This is a genomic window from Exiguobacterium sp. s189, assembly GCF_018617615.1.
GTDB lineage: Bacteria > Bacillota > Bacilli > Exiguobacteriales > Exiguobacteriaceae > Exiguobacterium > Exiguobacterium aestuarii_A.
This window is the reverse complement of record NZ_JACSKM010000003.1, coordinates 13,255-29,116: the sequence shown is the minus strand read 5'-3', so window position 1 is coordinate 29,116 and position 15,862 is coordinate 13,255. Positions and strand designations below refer to the sequence as shown.

The 15,862-nt window shown below is 51.6% G+C and carries 14 protein-coding genes; 2 read left to right on the top strand and 12 right to left on the bottom strand.

What is annotated here, in order from left to right; genetic code table 11:
* Positions 1-24: 24 nt before the first annotated feature.
* The 4 genes from KNO99_RS04795 to gatC all read right to left on the bottom strand — a co-directional run bounded on the left by KNO99_RS04795 (position 25) and on the right by gatC (position 4,274).
* Positions 25-1,023 (bottom strand): diacylglycerol kinase, encoded by a 999-nt coding sequence (locus KNO99_RS04795; RefSeq protein WP_214745761.1) that lies wholly within the window; start codon positions 1,021-1,023, stop codon positions 25-27.
* Positions 1,024-1,086: 63 nt separating this feature from the next.
* A complete protein-coding gene (gene gatB / locus KNO99_RS04790) occupies positions 1,087-2,517 on the bottom strand; it encodes an Asp-tRNA(Asn)/Glu-tRNA(Gln) amidotransferase subunit GatB (protein ID WP_214745758.1) in 1,431 nt (476 codons plus the stop codon).
* Positions 2,518-2,529: 12 nt separating this feature from the next.
* Positions 2,530-3,972 (bottom strand): Asp-tRNA(Asn)/Glu-tRNA(Gln) amidotransferase subunit GatA, encoded by a 1,443-nt coding sequence (gatA, locus tag KNO99_RS04785; protein ID WP_214745755.1) that lies wholly within the window; start codon positions 3,970-3,972, stop codon positions 2,530-2,532.
* An 11-nt stretch (positions 3,973-3,983) separates the two neighbouring features.
* Complete coding sequence (gene gatC / locus KNO99_RS04780; protein ID WP_214745752.1) at positions 3,984-4,274, bottom strand: Asp-tRNA(Asn)/Glu-tRNA(Gln) amidotransferase subunit GatC; 291 nt, start codon at positions 4,272-4,274, stop codon at positions 3,984-3,986.
* Between the two features lie 216 nt (positions 4,275-4,490).
* On the opposite strand from gatC, the gene KNO99_RS04775 reads away from it, so the two are divergent.
* Complete coding sequence (locus KNO99_RS04775; RefSeq protein ID WP_214745749.1) at positions 4,491-6,194, top strand: methyl-accepting chemotaxis protein; 1,704 nt, start codon at positions 4,491-4,493, stop codon at positions 6,192-6,194.
* A gap of 40 nt (positions 6,195-6,234) precedes the next feature.
* Here KNO99_RS04775 and KNO99_RS04770 read toward each other — a convergent pair whose 3' ends face one another.
* The 3 genes from KNO99_RS04770 to KNO99_RS04760 form a co-directional block, all read right to left on the bottom strand.
* Entirely contained in the window at positions 6,235-7,596 is a 1,362-nt protein-coding gene (locus KNO99_RS04770; RefSeq protein ID WP_214745746.1) for an alanine/glycine:cation symporter family protein, read from the bottom strand.
* Positions 7,597-8,081: 485 nt separating this feature from the next.
* Positions 8,082-8,519, bottom strand: coding sequence for a thioredoxin-dependent thiol peroxidase (gene bcp / locus KNO99_RS04765; protein ID WP_214745744.1), 438 nt, complete (start codon positions 8,517-8,519; stop codon positions 8,082-8,084).
* A gap of 13 nt (positions 8,520-8,532) precedes the next feature.
* Positions 8,533-9,336, bottom strand: coding sequence for a hypothetical protein (locus KNO99_RS04760; protein WP_214745741.1), 804 nt, complete (start codon positions 9,334-9,336; stop codon positions 8,533-8,535).
* A 171-nt stretch (positions 9,337-9,507) separates the two neighbouring features.
* Here KNO99_RS04760 and pruA point away from each other — a divergent pair, with 171 nt between their 5' ends.
* The gene (pruA, locus tag KNO99_RS04755) at positions 9,508-11,052 is read left to right on the top strand and encodes an L-glutamate gamma-semialdehyde dehydrogenase (RefSeq protein ID WP_074036480.1); all 1,545 of its coding nucleotides are present in this window, start codon (positions 9,508-9,510) and stop codon (positions 11,050-11,052) included.
* A 36-nt stretch (positions 11,053-11,088) separates the two neighbouring features.
* On the opposite strand, the gene KNO99_RS04750 is transcribed toward pruA, so the two are convergent.
* From KNO99_RS04750 to ribD, 5 genes are all read right to left on the bottom strand, one after another.
* Positions 11,089-12,324, bottom strand: a complete 1,236-nt coding sequence (locus KNO99_RS04750; RefSeq protein WP_214745738.1) for a GAF and HD-GYP domain-containing protein — start codon at positions 12,322-12,324, stop codon at positions 11,089-11,091.
* A 126-nt stretch (positions 12,325-12,450) separates the two neighbouring features.
* Entirely contained in the window at positions 12,451-12,915 is a 465-nt protein-coding gene (gene ribH / locus KNO99_RS04745; RefSeq protein WP_214745735.1) for a 6,7-dimethyl-8-ribityllumazine synthase, read from the bottom strand.
* Between the two features lie 5 nt (positions 12,916-12,920).
* Positions 12,921-14,096, bottom strand: coding sequence for a GTP cyclohydrolase II (gene ribA, locus KNO99_RS04740; protein ID WP_214745733.1), 1,176 nt, complete (start codon positions 14,094-14,096; stop codon positions 12,921-12,923).
* Positions 14,096-14,737, bottom strand: a complete 642-nt coding sequence (gene ribE / locus KNO99_RS04735) for a riboflavin synthase (protein ID WP_214745730.1) — start codon at positions 14,735-14,737, stop codon at positions 14,096-14,098. The genes ribA and ribE overlap by 1 nt, the downstream gene beginning before the upstream one ends.
* Positions 14,737-15,801: a bifunctional diaminohydroxyphosphoribosylaminopyrimidine deaminase/5-amino-6-(5-phosphoribosylamino)uracil reductase RibD gene (gene ribD, locus KNO99_RS04730; protein WP_214745727.1), complete on the bottom strand. Its 1,065-nt coding sequence runs from the start codon at positions 15,799-15,801 to the stop codon at positions 14,737-14,739. The genes ribE and ribD overlap by 1 nt, the downstream gene beginning before the upstream one ends.
* Between the last annotated feature and the right edge of the window lie 61 nt (positions 15,802-15,862).

Here is a 15,862-nt window from a genome sequence, read left to right as displayed (position 1 = left end):
ACTGATGTCGTCATTCCTATCTTTTCACTCTGCTTTATCGAGCGAAACATTGAACAATTGCTTGATCATCTGTTCGCGTTCATATTGTGCATTCAAATCTTCCATCTCGCGGATCCGGGCGTTCGGTGCAAGCACCGTCAAGTGACGGAATAAGTTCCGCATCTCACCTGTGCACTCCCCGCCATACTCCCCGTCGATGTTCAGACTCATCGGCTCGGTCGTCTTCATCTTGACGCGGCTCGTCTTCACATGTTCGACGAGTGGGCTCGACAAATGTTCCCCGCGGAGGAGAAGACGGACGACATGGATGAATTCAAACAAGTTACACTTCCGAAGGATGAACAAGTCGAACAACCCGTCATTCAACGACGCGTGCGGTGAGATTTTTTCAAAGCCACCGACTGAATTCGAGTTCGATGTGAGGAAGACCATGACTTCGCCTTGGAATGTCCCTTCATCGTGCTCGAGTTCGATGTACGTCGGCTTGATGAGTGGCAGTTTCTCCATTCCCTTCACGTAATACGCGAGCTGTCCGAGTGCCGTCTTCAATTTCGATGGCACCTCATACGAGAGCTCGGTCATGATTCCACCGCCGGCAATATTGATGAAGTAGTGGATATCACCTTTCTCGCCTTCGATCTCACCGAGGTCGACCGGCATCTCGAACCCGTCACAAATGACGTCGAGTGCGCCGACGACGCTCAGTGGAATCCGCATCGCCCGGGCAAAGTCGTTCGTCGTCCCGACCGGAATGAGACCGATCGTTGGACGATTCTCAAGCGGTGCGAGCCCTGAGATGACTTCATTCAATGTCCCGTCCCCACCTGCGGCGATGATGAGGTCGAACTCGGCCGCTGAGGCCCGTTTTGCTTCGAGCGTGGCATCACCAATCGCTTTCGTCGCATACGTCGACGTCTCATAACCCGCATCCTCGAGGCGGTTCAAAATGTACGGGAGTTCCCGTTTGATCACTTCTTTACCAGATGTCGGGTTATAAATGACCCGCGCACGTTTCCGTTGCATATTGATTCTCTCCCCTGTGCTCAACTCGAGCGAAAAGCGAGACACAAGTGTCTCGCCGCCTGCTTAGCGTTTTGCGATCTCTTCGTGGAACAAGCCATCGAGGAGTGCCGGGTTCGCCATCCCTTTCGTCTGTTTCATGATTTGCCCGATGATGAAGCCTTTCGCACGGTCTTTCCCGTTCTTGAAGTCTTCGATCATTTGCGGATGTGCCTCGAACAATTCGAGGATATAGCCGCGGAGCAAGTTCTCGTCCGAGATTTGGGCGAGTCCGTTCGCTTCGACATACGCTTTCGGCTCTGCGCCCTCTTCCATCATCGCTGTGAAGACACGCTTCGCAATCTTCGATGAAATCGTCCCTTCCGCAATCAAGCGGATGAGTTCTGCGAGTGCTTCTGGCGTCAACTTCATCGTTTCGACCGTTTCATTCGACTTGTTCAAGTGACCGAGTACTTCACCCATGAGCCAGTTCGCTGCTGCCTTCGGTTCAGCTCCAGCCGCTGTCGTCGCTTCGAAGAAGTCCGAGAACTCACGCGTCGACGTGAGAGCTTTCGCGTCGTATGCCGAGAGACCGTATTGGCTCATGTAGCGTTCACGACGTGCTGCCGGCATCTCTGGAATCGTCGCGCGAATGCGCTCTTTCCACGCCTCATCGATTTCGAGACGGACGAGGTCCGGCTCTGGGAAGTAGCGGTAGTCCGCTGCCCCTTCTTTGACACGCATGAGAATCGTCTTTTTCGCTGCTTCGTCGTAGCGGAGCGTCTCTTGACGCATGACGCCACCTGAGAGAAGCAATTTACGGTGACGCGTCTCTTCAAAGTCGAGTGCTTTCAAGACGTTCGAGAACGAGTTCAAGTTCTTGAGCTCTGTCTTCGTGCCGAACTTCTCTTGCCCGAATGGACGGACCGAGATGTTACAGTCACAGCGAAGCGATCCTTCTTCCATCTTGACGTCCGAGACGCCAGCGAACGAAAGGACCTCTTTCAAACGCTCGAGGTACGCGACCGCATCTTTCGGTGAACGCATATCGGCTTCACTGACAATTTCGATGAGCGGTGAGCCGGTCCGGTTGAAGTCGACGACCGAATGCTTCTCGCCCGTGTGGTTCATCTTCCCAGCATCTTCTTCCAAATGCACGCGCTCGATGCGGAATCGTTTCATCTCTCCATCGACTTCGACGTCGACGTGGCCGTTTGAACCGATCGGCTTGTCAAACTGCGAGATTTGGTACGCTTTTGGCGTGTCTGGGTAGAAGTAGTTCTTACGGTCAAATTTCGTATCTGTCGCAATCTCACAGTTGAGTGCCATCGCCGCTTTGATGGCGAGGTTGACCGCTTCTTCATTCAATTTAGGCAAGACGCCCGGGTGTCCGAGACAAATCGGACACGTCTGTGTATTCGTTTCGGCACCGTAAGTGCGTGAGCAGCCACACCAAATCTTCGACTTCGTGCTCAGCTCGGCGTGCACCTCGATCCCGATGATCGTTTCAAAGTTCATCGTACGTCCTCCTTAGAGCTGTGGCATCTTGAAACCGCCGTTTGCTTGTTCAAAAGCATGGGCCACGCGGTAAAGTGTTGATTCATCAAAGTAGTTCCCGATAATTTGAAGACCGACCGGAAGACCTTCTGAAAGACCTGCCGGGACCGAGATCGCCGGGATACCGACCAAGTTGACCGGAATCGTCATGATATCGTTCGCATACATCGTGAGCGGATCGTCGAGCTGTTCGCCGAGTTTGAACGCTGTCGTCGGTGCCGTTGGGCCAACGATCGCATCGTATTCTTCGAACACTTTCGCAAAGTCCTGCTTCATGAGTGTACGGACTTGTTGCGCCTTCTTATAGAACGCATCGTAATAACCAGAGCTGAGCGCATACGTCCCAAGCATGATCCGGCGTTTGACCTCGTCACCGAAACCTTGTTCACGCGAATACGTGAACACTTCGTCGAGTGTGTCCGCTTCAGCACGACGTCCGTAACGGATGCCGTCGAAACGAGCCAAGTTCGAAGAGGCTTCTGATGATGCGAGCAAGTAGTAAGCCGAGAGCGCGTACTTCACGGACGGAATCGAGACCGTCTCGATCGTTGCACCTAGAGACTTGAGCGTCTCAATCGCTTTTTCAATCTGTTCACGGACGCCTGGCGCGACACCTTCTGCCATGAACTCTTCCGGGAGGGCAAACTTCATCCCCGTCAAATCTTGGTTGAGTGCTGCCGTATAGTCCGGCACCTCGACCTCAGCTGACGTGGAGTCCATGTCGCAATGTCCCGCAATCGTATTCAATAAGTAAGCATTGTCTTCAACGGTACGCGTGAGCGGACCGATTTGGTCGAGTGAAGACGCAAAGGCGACGAGGCCGAAACGCGAGACGAGACCGTATGTCGGCTTCATTCCAACGACACCACAATACGCGGCCGGTTGACGAATCGAACCACCCGTATCCGAACCAAGGCTAAAGAGGACTTGTCCAGCTGCGACCGATGCCGCTGAGCCGCCTGAAGAACCTCCTGGTACACGTGTCGGGTCCCATGGATTACGGACCGGCTTGAACGCCGAGTTCTCGTTCGATGAACCCATCGCAAACTCATCCATGTTCAACTTCCCGATTGTGACAGCACCAGCATCATGAAGACGCTCGACGACTGTCGCATCGTGGGCCGGGACGAAGTTCTCGAGGAACGTCGAGGCACATGTCGTGCGCATCCCTTTTGTGACGATGTTGTCTTTCACACCGATTGGCATTCCGAAAAGCGGGTCGTCTGATGTTTTGGCGAGCTCATCCATGCGTTTCGCTTGCTCGAACGCATCTTCATTGAGCGTCAAAAACGCACCGATTTTGTCATCTGTCGCTTCAATCCGGTCGAACGACTCTTTGACGAGGTCCGTGACTGTGACTTCGCCTTCTTTTAATAGCGTATGCAGCTTCGCTACACCGTGGTCAAATAAACTCATGAAAGGCCTCCTTACTCAAAGACCGCAGGGACACAGACTTGACCGTTCTCCCAGTCAGGTGCCATCCGTTCGACTTCCTCACGTGGAAGCGATGGACGAACCTCGTCTTTGCGTAGTACGTTTTTCAAATCTAGGGCATGGGTCGTCGGTTCGACGCCCGTTGTATCCAGCTCATCGAGTTGCTCGGCGAACTCGAGAATTTTTGTCAATTGCTCCGTGAAGTGCGTCACTTCTTCATCTGTGATCGCAAGTCGGGCAAGTCCGGCGACGTGCCGAACTTCAGCTTCTGTAATACGAGCCAAAATTCCCACCTCCAACAGTTTTCAATACATCGTTCATTATCATACCACTTTTTCATAAGACAAAAAAGGAAATCTATCTCTTCCCGAATTGTCTCTTTTTTTAGAAACTAGGGGAATCCCATGCGGATATTGACCTGCTTTCGAAATCAGCTATACGGTCGGCGACTGATTCTGATTATGCTTATGTATAGAAACGATTCGTTAAGGAGGAATCATATGTCGATCCGAAATAAACTGATCACCGCCTTCAGCATCATGTTTGTCTTACTTCTTGGTGTAAGTGGTTATTCACTTTACGCGTTGAACTTGGAAAAAGAAGCGCAGCATGACATGACCATCTCCTGGGTACCGGGGATAGACCAAATCCATCAGGTCGATAAGCAATTACTTGAAATTCGTCGTCATTTGATTCGCCATGCCCTCGTGGATGAAGCGACGACGAAACAAAACATCGAACGGGAAATTCAAGCGTCCGTCGCGATTTTAGAACAGCGAATGGACGGGTATGAAGCGACGATCATCATGGAGGAAGACCAAAAACTCTTTGATCAGGCAAGTGCGAACTGGAGTAACTTCCAGACGGTCATGAATGAACTGATTCGTATTTCCAATGAGGAAGGAACAGAAGCGGCCGAAGCATACATTCGCGACACGGCAACCGCAAGTGCCGATACACTTTCGAACTCTCTCGGTCTTCTCGTCAACTTGAACCGTGAAGAGATCCAGACGGATACAACCGCTGCCGCAGAATTGTTCGAACAAGTCCGTCTAACGCTCTTCATCGTGCTTGGAGTTGCTGCTGTCATGACAATCCTCATGATGCTCTTCATCTTCCGCTCCATCTTTGAGCCACTCAAAGAGTTCAAGACGAAGATGCACGAACTCGCGACGAGCGAAGGGGATTTGACGACGTCGATTCCCGTGAAGCGCCGTGACGAGTTCGCCGGACTTGCCCGCGACTTCAATCAGTTCATCGCCAACTTACGTCAGTTGATTTTGCAAGTGAACGATGTGACAACAGGCGTGACGAAACAATCAACCCATATGTATGACGAATTGAAAGAACTCGATACGTATATGACGACGACTGCGGCAACGACCGAAGACTTGACCGCCGGCATGCAACAGACGGCGGCGAGCGCGCAAGAAATGAATGCGTCTGCGTCGGATATGGAACGGACGATTCATCATATCGTGACGCTGGCGGATGAACGAAAAGTCGAAGCCAAACAGATCGATGAACGCGCCCTCTCTCTGAAGTCACATGCGGTGGAAGCGAAAGAGAACGCCATTAGCGTTCTTCAATCAACGCGTACGAATTTGGAGAAAGCGATGCAAGATGCCAAAGCCGTCCGTGAGATTGCAACCCTCACGAATGATATACTCGACATCGCGGCCCAAACGAACCTGTTGTCACTCAACGCTTCCATCGAAGCAGCACGTGCCGGTGAAGCTGGTCGTGGCTTCGCCGTTGTCGCTGACGAGATTCGAAAGCTCGCCGAGACGAGCCGGGCGACCGTCGAACGCATCCAAGCCATCTCGACGACCGTCCTTCATTCGGTCGACCATTTGAATGAGAGCTCAGGACAGATGCTACACTTCCTCGATACGAACGTGTTGAAAGACTACGACCAACTCGAAGAAGCTGCCGGACAATATAGCGAAGACGCTGGTCGCTTCGAGACGACGGCGACCGAGTTTGCCGCTGCTGCGGGTGAGCTTGAACTATTGACGTCGAACATGATCGGTGTCATTCAAGACGTCGCGACGACCGTCAACAATGGAGCGCTCGGGACTCAGGAGATTGCTGAAAAAGTGACGATGTCCGTGGAACGCTTCGCCGAACTGAACCATGCGACAGAGCAGTCGCAACAAAAGATGGAAGAACTCGATTCGTTGATTCGACAATTCAAGGTATGACAAAAACCCGCCGACACGTGTTGTTCGGCGGGTTTTCTCATCAAGCAGCAGACTGAACCGCTTCTTTTTTTCGTTCGAGTTCGAATCGCTTCGTCTCGGCGACGACGACACCTGATAGGAACAAGAGTCCAATCAAGTTCGGAATCGCCATGAGACCGTTGAACACATCCGAGATGGACCAAATCAAATTCAAGTTCGTCGTCATCGCACCGAGTCCTGCGACTAAGATATAGAGGACACGATACGGGACGATCACTTTTTCCCCGAGTAAATAGTACGCGGAACGTTCCCCGTAATAACACCAGCCAAGGACGGTCGAATAGGCGAAGAAGACGAGTGAGACCGTCACGATGATTTCACCAATCGGTCCTAGGAAATAGGCGAATGACGCTTGCGTCAAGGCAATCCCTTCGAGCCCTTCCGTATATTGACCACCCATGACAATCGTGAGTCCGGTAATCGAACAGACGATGAGCGTATCAATCAACACCTGTGTCATCGAGACGAGTGCTTGTCGTCCCGGGAAGTCGGTTTTCGCTGCCGCGGCCGCAATCGGTGCAGATCCAAGTCCTGCCTCGTTAGAGAACACACCGCGTGCGACCCCGTAGCGAATCGCGGCACCTAACGCACCCCCACCGATGGCTTCGGCACTAAATGTGCTCGAGAACATCGTCGATAAGGCACCCGGTACCAATTCAAGGTTCATGATGAGAATCACGAGCCCGCTTCCGACATAAGCAAGGATCATGAACGGAACAAAGATTCCGACGACTTTCCCGATCGATTTGACACCACCTAAGATGACGAATGCCGTGACCGCCATCATGACGATCCCTGTCACAACCATTGGGACGTTGAACGAATTGTTCAAAGCGAGACTGATCGAGTTCGTCTGTACCCCGTTCCCAATCCCAAAGGCTGCGACCGATGCGAATAAGGCAAACAACATGCCGAGCCATTTTTTCTTTAGCCCGTGTTCTAAGTAATACATCGGTCCACCGGCAATTTCGCCTCGTTCATCGACAACGCGATATTTGACTGCCAGGATGGCCTCTGCATATTTCGTCGCCATTCCGACAAAACCGGATAACCACATCCAAACGACTGCGCCCGGTCCCCCGAGGACGATCGCCGTCGCGACACCGACCATGTTTCCGGTACCAACCGTGGCCGCCAAGGCCGTCATCAATGCTTGGAAATGCGAGATGTCCCCTCGTTGTTTCTTCTTCGGTTTTTCATTCTTTGGAATAAAGGCCTCTTTCAAGCCGACACCAAGCCTCGTCACTTGAATAAAGCCGAGACGGACGGTCAGGAAGATTCCTGTCCCGACGAGTAAGATTAATAAATGTGGCCCCCATACGAGATTTGATAAACTCGACAGCCAACTTTCAATTTGATTCACTGTGTTGCTCTCCTCCTACGTTCTTGATTTGAGCGCTCTCCCTATATTTTTCAGAACATTCACAATCGAGTCAAGGTACACCACCGAAAGAAAGCGTTTTCAATTCGTTATATAATTGTAATATTTTCCCTAAACCCTGTTCTTAAGAGCTTCTTTAAATTTATTTCGAAATATGATTGTAATATATCTCGCAATCCAGAAGCAGCGATTTCACAATCCATACGAATCGTTGATCGATAGATTGTACCTCAACGAGAAATCGATTCATCGCGAAAGAAAAAACCGCTCGTGGCGGCTTTAGAGCAATGACCAAGTACAGGTAGGCGAGACTCCTGAGGGAATAGCAAGCAAAGGGAGACCCAGCAGCGACCGAAAGTCGCGATGCGGCTCACTGCTTGCCCCTAGGAAAGCGAGCCGTGCCTGTACTTGGTCAAAAAAGACTGTAGACCTATGTTGTCTACAGTCTGATACCGCTTTTGCTCATTTTACGAACGAATGGCAGACACGACCTCTTCAACGTGTCCCTTCACTTTGACGCTACGCCACTCTTCTTGAATGTAGCCGTCCTCATTGATCAGGAACGTCGAACGGACGATGCCGTAGTACTCTTTCCCGTAATTCTTCTTCAGCTGCCAAACGCCGTACAATTCAGACACTTCATGATCCTCGTCGACGAGCAAGTCGAACGGCAACTCATTCTTCGCGATAAAGTTCTGGTGCTTCTTCTGACTGTCCGCTGAAATTCCGATGACGACCGCGCCTTCCATCTTCGGCATCGCATCACGGAAATCACACGCTTCCGTCGTGCAACCCGGTGTCGAGTCACGAGGATAAAAATACAAAACGACTTTCTTGCCTAAATAATCTTTCAGCGAGACCATTTCTCCATTTTGGTTTGGTAATGAAAATGTAGGTGCGAGCATCTGTTTTTCCTCCTTAACCGAACGACGGGTCGACGAGTTGTTCGTCGAAGCCATCGATCGCTTCCTCTAATTTTGTCTTTAATGGATCGAGTACTTCGATATACTCGATTGGATCTTCAGTGGCGGCCGCTTTTCGAAGCGTCTCTTCATTGTCGGTGTACCACGTCTCATACGCTTTAAAGTAATCGGCCATGATGACTTGGTTCTCTTCGACCGTCAACGTCTCTGCCATCAAGAGAAAAACGTTATTGTCCGCCTCGAGTGCCGTATAGTCGGTCTGGGCGTTGACTCGGTCATAGATCGGTCCTGCCTCATCTTCTGGAACCTCTGCAAGACGCGCGTTCGCTTCTGCGTTGACCCCATATTCGTTTGCCTGTATCCCGATGAGGAGCTCTCCGACTTCGGCGATGACGTCCTCTGGTAACGCAGTCGGCGTGATGACGAGCGACCAATCGTCACCTTCTTTCACAGCGACTTTACTGAGTCGGTTCGGGAGCGGATTGCCGTCTTGGTCGACCATTTCATGGACGAGAAACGCAACGTCTTCGTCCTCGTTGACCCAACTCTCATAGATGTCCCCCGGAGCGAGCTGACGCGTGACGGCACCGGTCGCCGGAATGTCAGTCAATCGACCCGCATAGTCGATGGCTGCGAGCGCCTCTGCATCGCCCGATTCGAGCGCGGTTTGATAATCCGCATACACTTCCGTGACGGCGTCAGGCAATGCGCGTTTCGTTTCTTCTACAACCGTCTCTTCATCGTTCCCACATGCGCCAAGCGTGAAGACGAGGAGGAGCGGAATGAACCATTTTTTCATGTTGTTCGTCCTTTCAAAAGCCGTGTTCTCCCCCATCCTACCATGTCTCGATTTTTCGCTCCAATGCCTTGTGTTTCTGGAAAATTGTTTCACTAGGATTTCTACGATAATTTCGATACAATACAGACGTAAGCGCTTTAACGCTCAACATCACTTTAAGGGGGAACGAGAATGATTCCATACAAACATGAACCATTCACAGACTTTACACAAAAAGAGAATGCCGATGCGATTCAGGCGGCAATCGAGAAAGTGAACGGTGAGCTCGGGAAAGACTATCCGCTCGTAATCGGTGGGGAGAAGGTTACAACGGAAGGGAAAATCACGTCTTATAACCCAGCTAACAAAGAAGAAGTGATCGGTCGCGTCTCAAAAGCGAACCAAGAGCTCGCAGAACGTGCGATGCAAGAAGCACTCACAGCATTTGACTCATGGCGCCACGTCGATCCAGCCGTCCGCGCAGACGTCTTGTTCAAAGCAGCGAACATCGTCCGTAAACGTAAACACGAGTTCTCAGCTTATCTCGTCAAAGAAGCAGGTAAGCCATGGAACGAAGCAGATGCGGATACAGCAGAAGCGATCGACTTCATGGAATACTACGCACGTCAGATGCTCGAACTCAAACCTGGTAAGAAAGTCGAGAGCCGTCCGGGCGAATACAACCGTTATGACTACATCCCACTCGGGGTCGGGATCGTCATCAGCCCATGGAACTTCCCGTTCGCAATCATGGCCGGTACAGCTGTTGCGGCAATCGTAGCCGGTAACACGATTCTCTTGAAGCCAGCTTCAACGACACCAATCGTTGCTGCGAAATTCGTCGAAGTGATGGAAGAGGCAGGTCTTCCAAAAGGTGTCCTCAACTTCATCCCAGGACCTGGTGCAGAAGTTGGAGACTACCTCGTCGACCATCCGAAAACTCGTTTCATCAGCTTCACAGGATCGCGTGATGTGGGACTCCGCATCAACGAACGAGCTTCTAAGTTGAACGAAGGTCAAATCTGGCTCAAACGCGTCATCGCAGAGATGGGCGGAAAAGATACAATCGTCGTTGACGAGTCAGCGGATCTCGAACTCGCAGCACAATCGATCGTCAAATCGGCATTCGGTTTCTCAGGTCAGAAATGTTCGGCTTGTTCACGTGCCGTCATCGTCGACAGTGTGTATGACACGGTACTTGACCGCGTCGTCGAACTCACGAACGAACTCTCTGTCGGCAACACAGAGAAGAACGAACACTTCATGGGACCTGTTATCGACGCAGCAGCCTTCAAGAAAATCACATCGTACTTCGATGTGGCAAAAGAAGAAGGACGCATCGTCGCAGGTGGAAACGCGGATGATTCAACAGGCTACTTCATCGAGCCGACGGTCGTCGCAGACGTCGACCCGAAAGCACGTCTCATGCAAGAAGAGATTTTCGGACCAGTCGTCGCTTTCACAAAAGCGAAAGACTTCAAAGAAGCGATTGACATCGCGAACAACACAGAATACGGCTTGACAGGTGCGGTACTCACACGTGACCGTATGAATCAAGAATACGCTCGTCAAAACTTCCACGTTGGGAACCTTTACTTCAACCGTGGATGCACAGGCGCAATCGTTGGCTATCAGCCGTTCGGTGGATTCAACATGTCAGGTACGGATTCAAAAGCAGGTGGACCGGACTACATCCAACTCCACATGCAAGCGAAAACAACATCTGAAACGTTCTAATCCAAAAGAGACGTTCCCTCGGGAGCGTCTCTTTGTTTAGTGTGCTTGAAATGTTTGATCGAACATGATGGCGATCTCTTCTTGATGGAGCAAGAACAGGTCAAATAGCGTCGGATCGAACGCCCCGTTCATATCTTTCATCGCGACAATCGTATCGTCATGAGAGAAAGCAGGTTTATACGGGCGAACCGTCCGTAACGCGTCATAGACGTCGATGATGGTGACGATTCGGGCCGCGAGTGGAATTTCCTCTCCCTTCAACCCTTTGATATATCCTGTCCCGTCCCAACGCTCATGATGATAGAGCGCGATCTGATAGGCCATTTGGATAAAGTAGTTTTGAGGGAACTGTATCTGGAGATCCTTCAACACTTCACCCCCGACGCGCACATGATCTTTCATGAAGACCCATTCTTGGTCGGATAACTTATTCGCCTTCAATAAGATCGAATCTGGTACAGAAATCTTCCCGATGTCATGAAGCGGTGCCGCAAGTCGAATCCCTTCGATGAAGAGTGGCGACACGTCCGGGTGATGATGGTCATATAAAATCGTCGCAAAGAGCGTCGACAAATCTTGTACCCGCTCGATATGGTTCCCCGTCTCATTGTTACGTAGTGCGGACAGTCGTAACAACGTCCGGACGAGCCCCTCTTGATAATCGATCATTTCTTTTTCCCGCTCTGCGAGGATACGCTGTGCTTCTTCCCGTCCCGCCTCGATTCGGTGCCGTTCGACCGCACCGAGAAGGGCATTACTGAAATCTTGCAGTGCCTGTTGCTCGTATTCCGTGTACGTTCGCTCCGAGACGACGGAATCAAATCCGACGAACCCTTGGCACGTCTTGCCTTGCATCATCGGGACCGCCAGCAAGCTTTGAATCGACTGCGGTTCGAGAATGCCGCGGACGACACTAGTTTCTGGTAAATCTGCCACGCGTGGAATGTACATCGTCTCGCCTGCCACGTGAGTGTTGACCCATTCAGGCAACACGTCGATTGGCACGTCTTGAAGATTGTCCATCTCGGCGGTGATGCCCTCGGCGCACCACTCGAACGTGTTGTGACAGACCTGGTTCGTGAAATCGTAATCGAAGACATAGACGCGGTCGACCGCGAAATAATGTCCGAGTTCGGCTAGCGACTGGTCAACCCGCTTTTTGAAATCCGCAATCTCTGTTGTTAAAAAACGATTGAGGAGTGACGAAAGCAGGTGATGGAGTCGCTCTTGTTGTTGTAACTGTAACGTCAATGATTCATGCGAAGTTGCCATGTGCCAAACCTCCCTTTTCTCTGGAATATATGCAATCGTTCCATGAGTTTATTTTACCCAATTTTCAGTCTTTTTACCCTGCTTATCCCAATTGAAAAACCGGGCGACGATGCACCCGGTTCTTCCTCACACTTGCTTTAACAAGTTCGCCATTTCAATGGCTGATGTTGCTGCTTCCCAGCCTTTATTCCCTGCTTTCGTACCAGCCCGTTCAATCGCCTGCTCGATCGTCTCCGTCGTCAATACGCCAAAGATGACCGGGACCTCCGATTGATAGCTCGCTTGTGCGATTCCTTTCGCCGCTTCGTTACACACGTAATCAAAGTGCGGCGTCGCGCCACGGATGACGGCCCCTAGTGTGATGACCGCATCATATTTTTGACTCATCGCCATTTTTTTCGCAACGAGTGGGAGCTCAAAGGCACCCGGGACGAAAGCGAGCGACACGTCCTCTTCTTTCACGCCATGACGCTTCAATGCATCTTTCGCACCGTCTAGAAGACGCATTGTAATCAAGTCGTTGAATCGACCGACGACGATTCCAATCTTTAAGCCTTCTCCAACTAAATTACCTTCAAATGTATATGTCATCTCATTCATCCTCCGATATGGTTCATTTTGAGTTGTTTCGTCATACGATATGATTCATTCGCTTCGTGCGCGCCGACGTGAAGCGGGACACGTTCAACAACGGTGATGCCACACGATTCCAAGGCATCGACTTTTTCAGGGTTGTTCGTCATGAGTCGGACACGGCTCACCCCGAGGTCGCGGAGCATCGCTGCACTGACACGATAGTCACGCATGTCGGGATGGAATCCGAGTGCCTCGTTCGCCTCGACCGTATCCAACCCTTCCTCTTGTAAGGCATAGGCTTTCAGTTTATTCACGAGTCCGATTCCTCGCCCTTCCTGACGCATATAAAGGACAATGCCCGACTCCTGTTCGATTCTCTCGATAGCCACATCAAGTTGCGGACCACAGTCACATCGGAACGACCCGAAGACGTCTCCCGTCAAACATTCCGAATGAATCCGAACGAGTGGGACGTCTGTAAGCGTCTCGGTCACGAGGGCCACATGCTCTTGTCGGTCGAATCGGTTCTCATATCCGATCATTCGAAACGTCCCTTTCGATGAAGGGAGTGACACGTCCGCTTCGCGCGTGACAAGACTCGTCTCCATGTACTGGACCAATGCTTCGATTGTGATGAACGCCAATTCGTGACGTTTTGCGACTTCGACCAAGTCCGGGACGCGGGCCATCTCCCCGTCTTCTCGAATGATTTCACAGATGACGGCTACCGGCTCACTACTAGCAAGGCGTGCCAAATCGACGGATGCTTCTGTGTGACCACGACGCACCGAGACTCCTCCTTTTTTGGCGATGAGCGGGAAGAGATGTCCCGGTCGTTGAAAGTCAGAAGGACGTGATGACGGGTTCGCTAATTCACGAACGGTGTGAGAGCGCTCGCTCGCCGATATGCCTGTCGTCGAATCGATATGATCGATACTAACCGTGAACGCCGTACCATGTGGGTCCGTGCTATTGGTCACCATTGGTGCAAGTTCAAGGCGCACCGCTACTTCTTCGGCGACGGCCGCACAAACAAGTCCTTTCCCTTCTGTGATTAAAAAGTTCATCGTCTCGGGTGTCATCTTATCACCGAGCACAACAAAATCACCTTCATTCTCACGATTCTCGTCATCGACGACGATGATGGGACGTCCGCGTCTTAATTCCTCAATGGCCCGTTCAATCGAATCAAACATTACCATCCCGCCTTTCCATAACCTTGTGACGCCAAAGATTCGAGTGTCATCTTCGACTGTCCGACTAGTTTTTCCATATATTTTGCCAACAAGTCACATTCCAAATTGACGGGGTCGCCGACGTGTTTCGACCCGAGAACGGTCTCACTATACGTGTGCGGGATCAACGACAACGTAAACCCACGTTCGGATACATCGAATACGGTCAGACTCGTTCCGTCCACCGAAATCGAGCCTTTCGGCACGATGTATGGGAGAAGCGAAGGGTCGCATTGAATGTCGACATATACGGCATTTGCGAGTGGACGCTTCTTGGTGATGCGTCCGACGCCGTCAACATGTCCGGACACGAAATGTCCGCCGAATCGTCCGTTCGCCGGCATCGCTCGTTCGAGATTGACGCGCGTTCCTGGCTTCACGCCATCTAGACTGGATGCTTTCAGTGTCTCTGGCATCACATCAACGGCGAATGTTGACGCATCAAACGTTGTGACCGTCAAACAAATCCCATTTACCGAAATGCTGTCGCCGATTTTTACGTCATCGAGCACCTTTGCTCCCGATAGGACGAGTCGTAAGGACGGACCGTTTCGCTTCACCGATTTGACCGAACCGATTTCTTCTACGATTCCTGTAAACATCAGAGCGCCCCCTTTCGAAGGACGACTTTCAAATCAGGTCCGATCGTCTCGACATGATGAATCTCAAAACGAGAAATCGCATCCAGCGAGCCTTCCTGCTGTGAACGGTAGACACCATTTTTTCCACCGAACACGCGCGGTGATTGATAGGCGACCCATTCATCCACGTACCCTCCATCAAGAAGGGACGTGACAAGTGTCGGTCCCGCCTCGATCAATAAGCGTCCAACCCCGTTCGCGTAAAGTGTCTCGAGCACGTTTCCGAGCGACGTATAATCGAATAACTCGATTCCCATGGCACGTGCCTGTTCCCGTTTCTCTCTGTCGTCTGACGAAGTGAACAGGAGCACCGGGACGTCTTCAGCCGTTCGGGCAAGCGCGCTCGCGAGTGGCAAGCGAAGGTCACGGTCGAGGACGACTCGCTTCGGTTGACGTGTCTCACGGTCTAATCGAATGGTCAGTGCAGGGTCATCCGCAAGCACCGTTCCGATCCCCGTTAAAATCGCATCGGTTTTGGCACGCAGTTCATGGACGTCACGACGGGCTTCCGGACTCGTCACCCATTGACTCTCACCGGAATCCAAGGAAACTTTTCCGTCGAGACTCGTCGCCGTCTTTAAGATGACGTACGGTCGTTTCGTCTCAAGCGCTCGTAAGAACGCTGGATTTAGTGCCCGCGCCTCCTCTTCAAGTAAACCGACTTCCACCTCGATGCCAGCCGACTTCAGACGCATGATTCCTTTTCCAGCAACGAGTGGGTTCGGGTCTTTCATGGCGATGACAACTCGTTTGACTCCGGATTCAACAATCAAGTCGGCACACGGTGGTGTCTTCCCATGATGCGAGCACGGCTCAAGCGTGACGTACAGTGTCGCCCCGTACGCTGCCGCACCTGCCATCTTGATGGCGTGAACCTCGGCATGCGGTTCGCCCGCCTTGAGATGGACACCTAGCCCGACGATGCGACCGTCTTTGACGAGAACGGCGCCGACAAGCGGGTTTACACCCGTCTGTCCGTCGGCAGATCTCGCCAATTGGATGGCTTGTTGCATGTACTGTTTCATCGTTCTCCCTCCTTTTTTCCGTACAAACAAAAGACCCTAAGGAACGGTCCTTAGGGTCTTG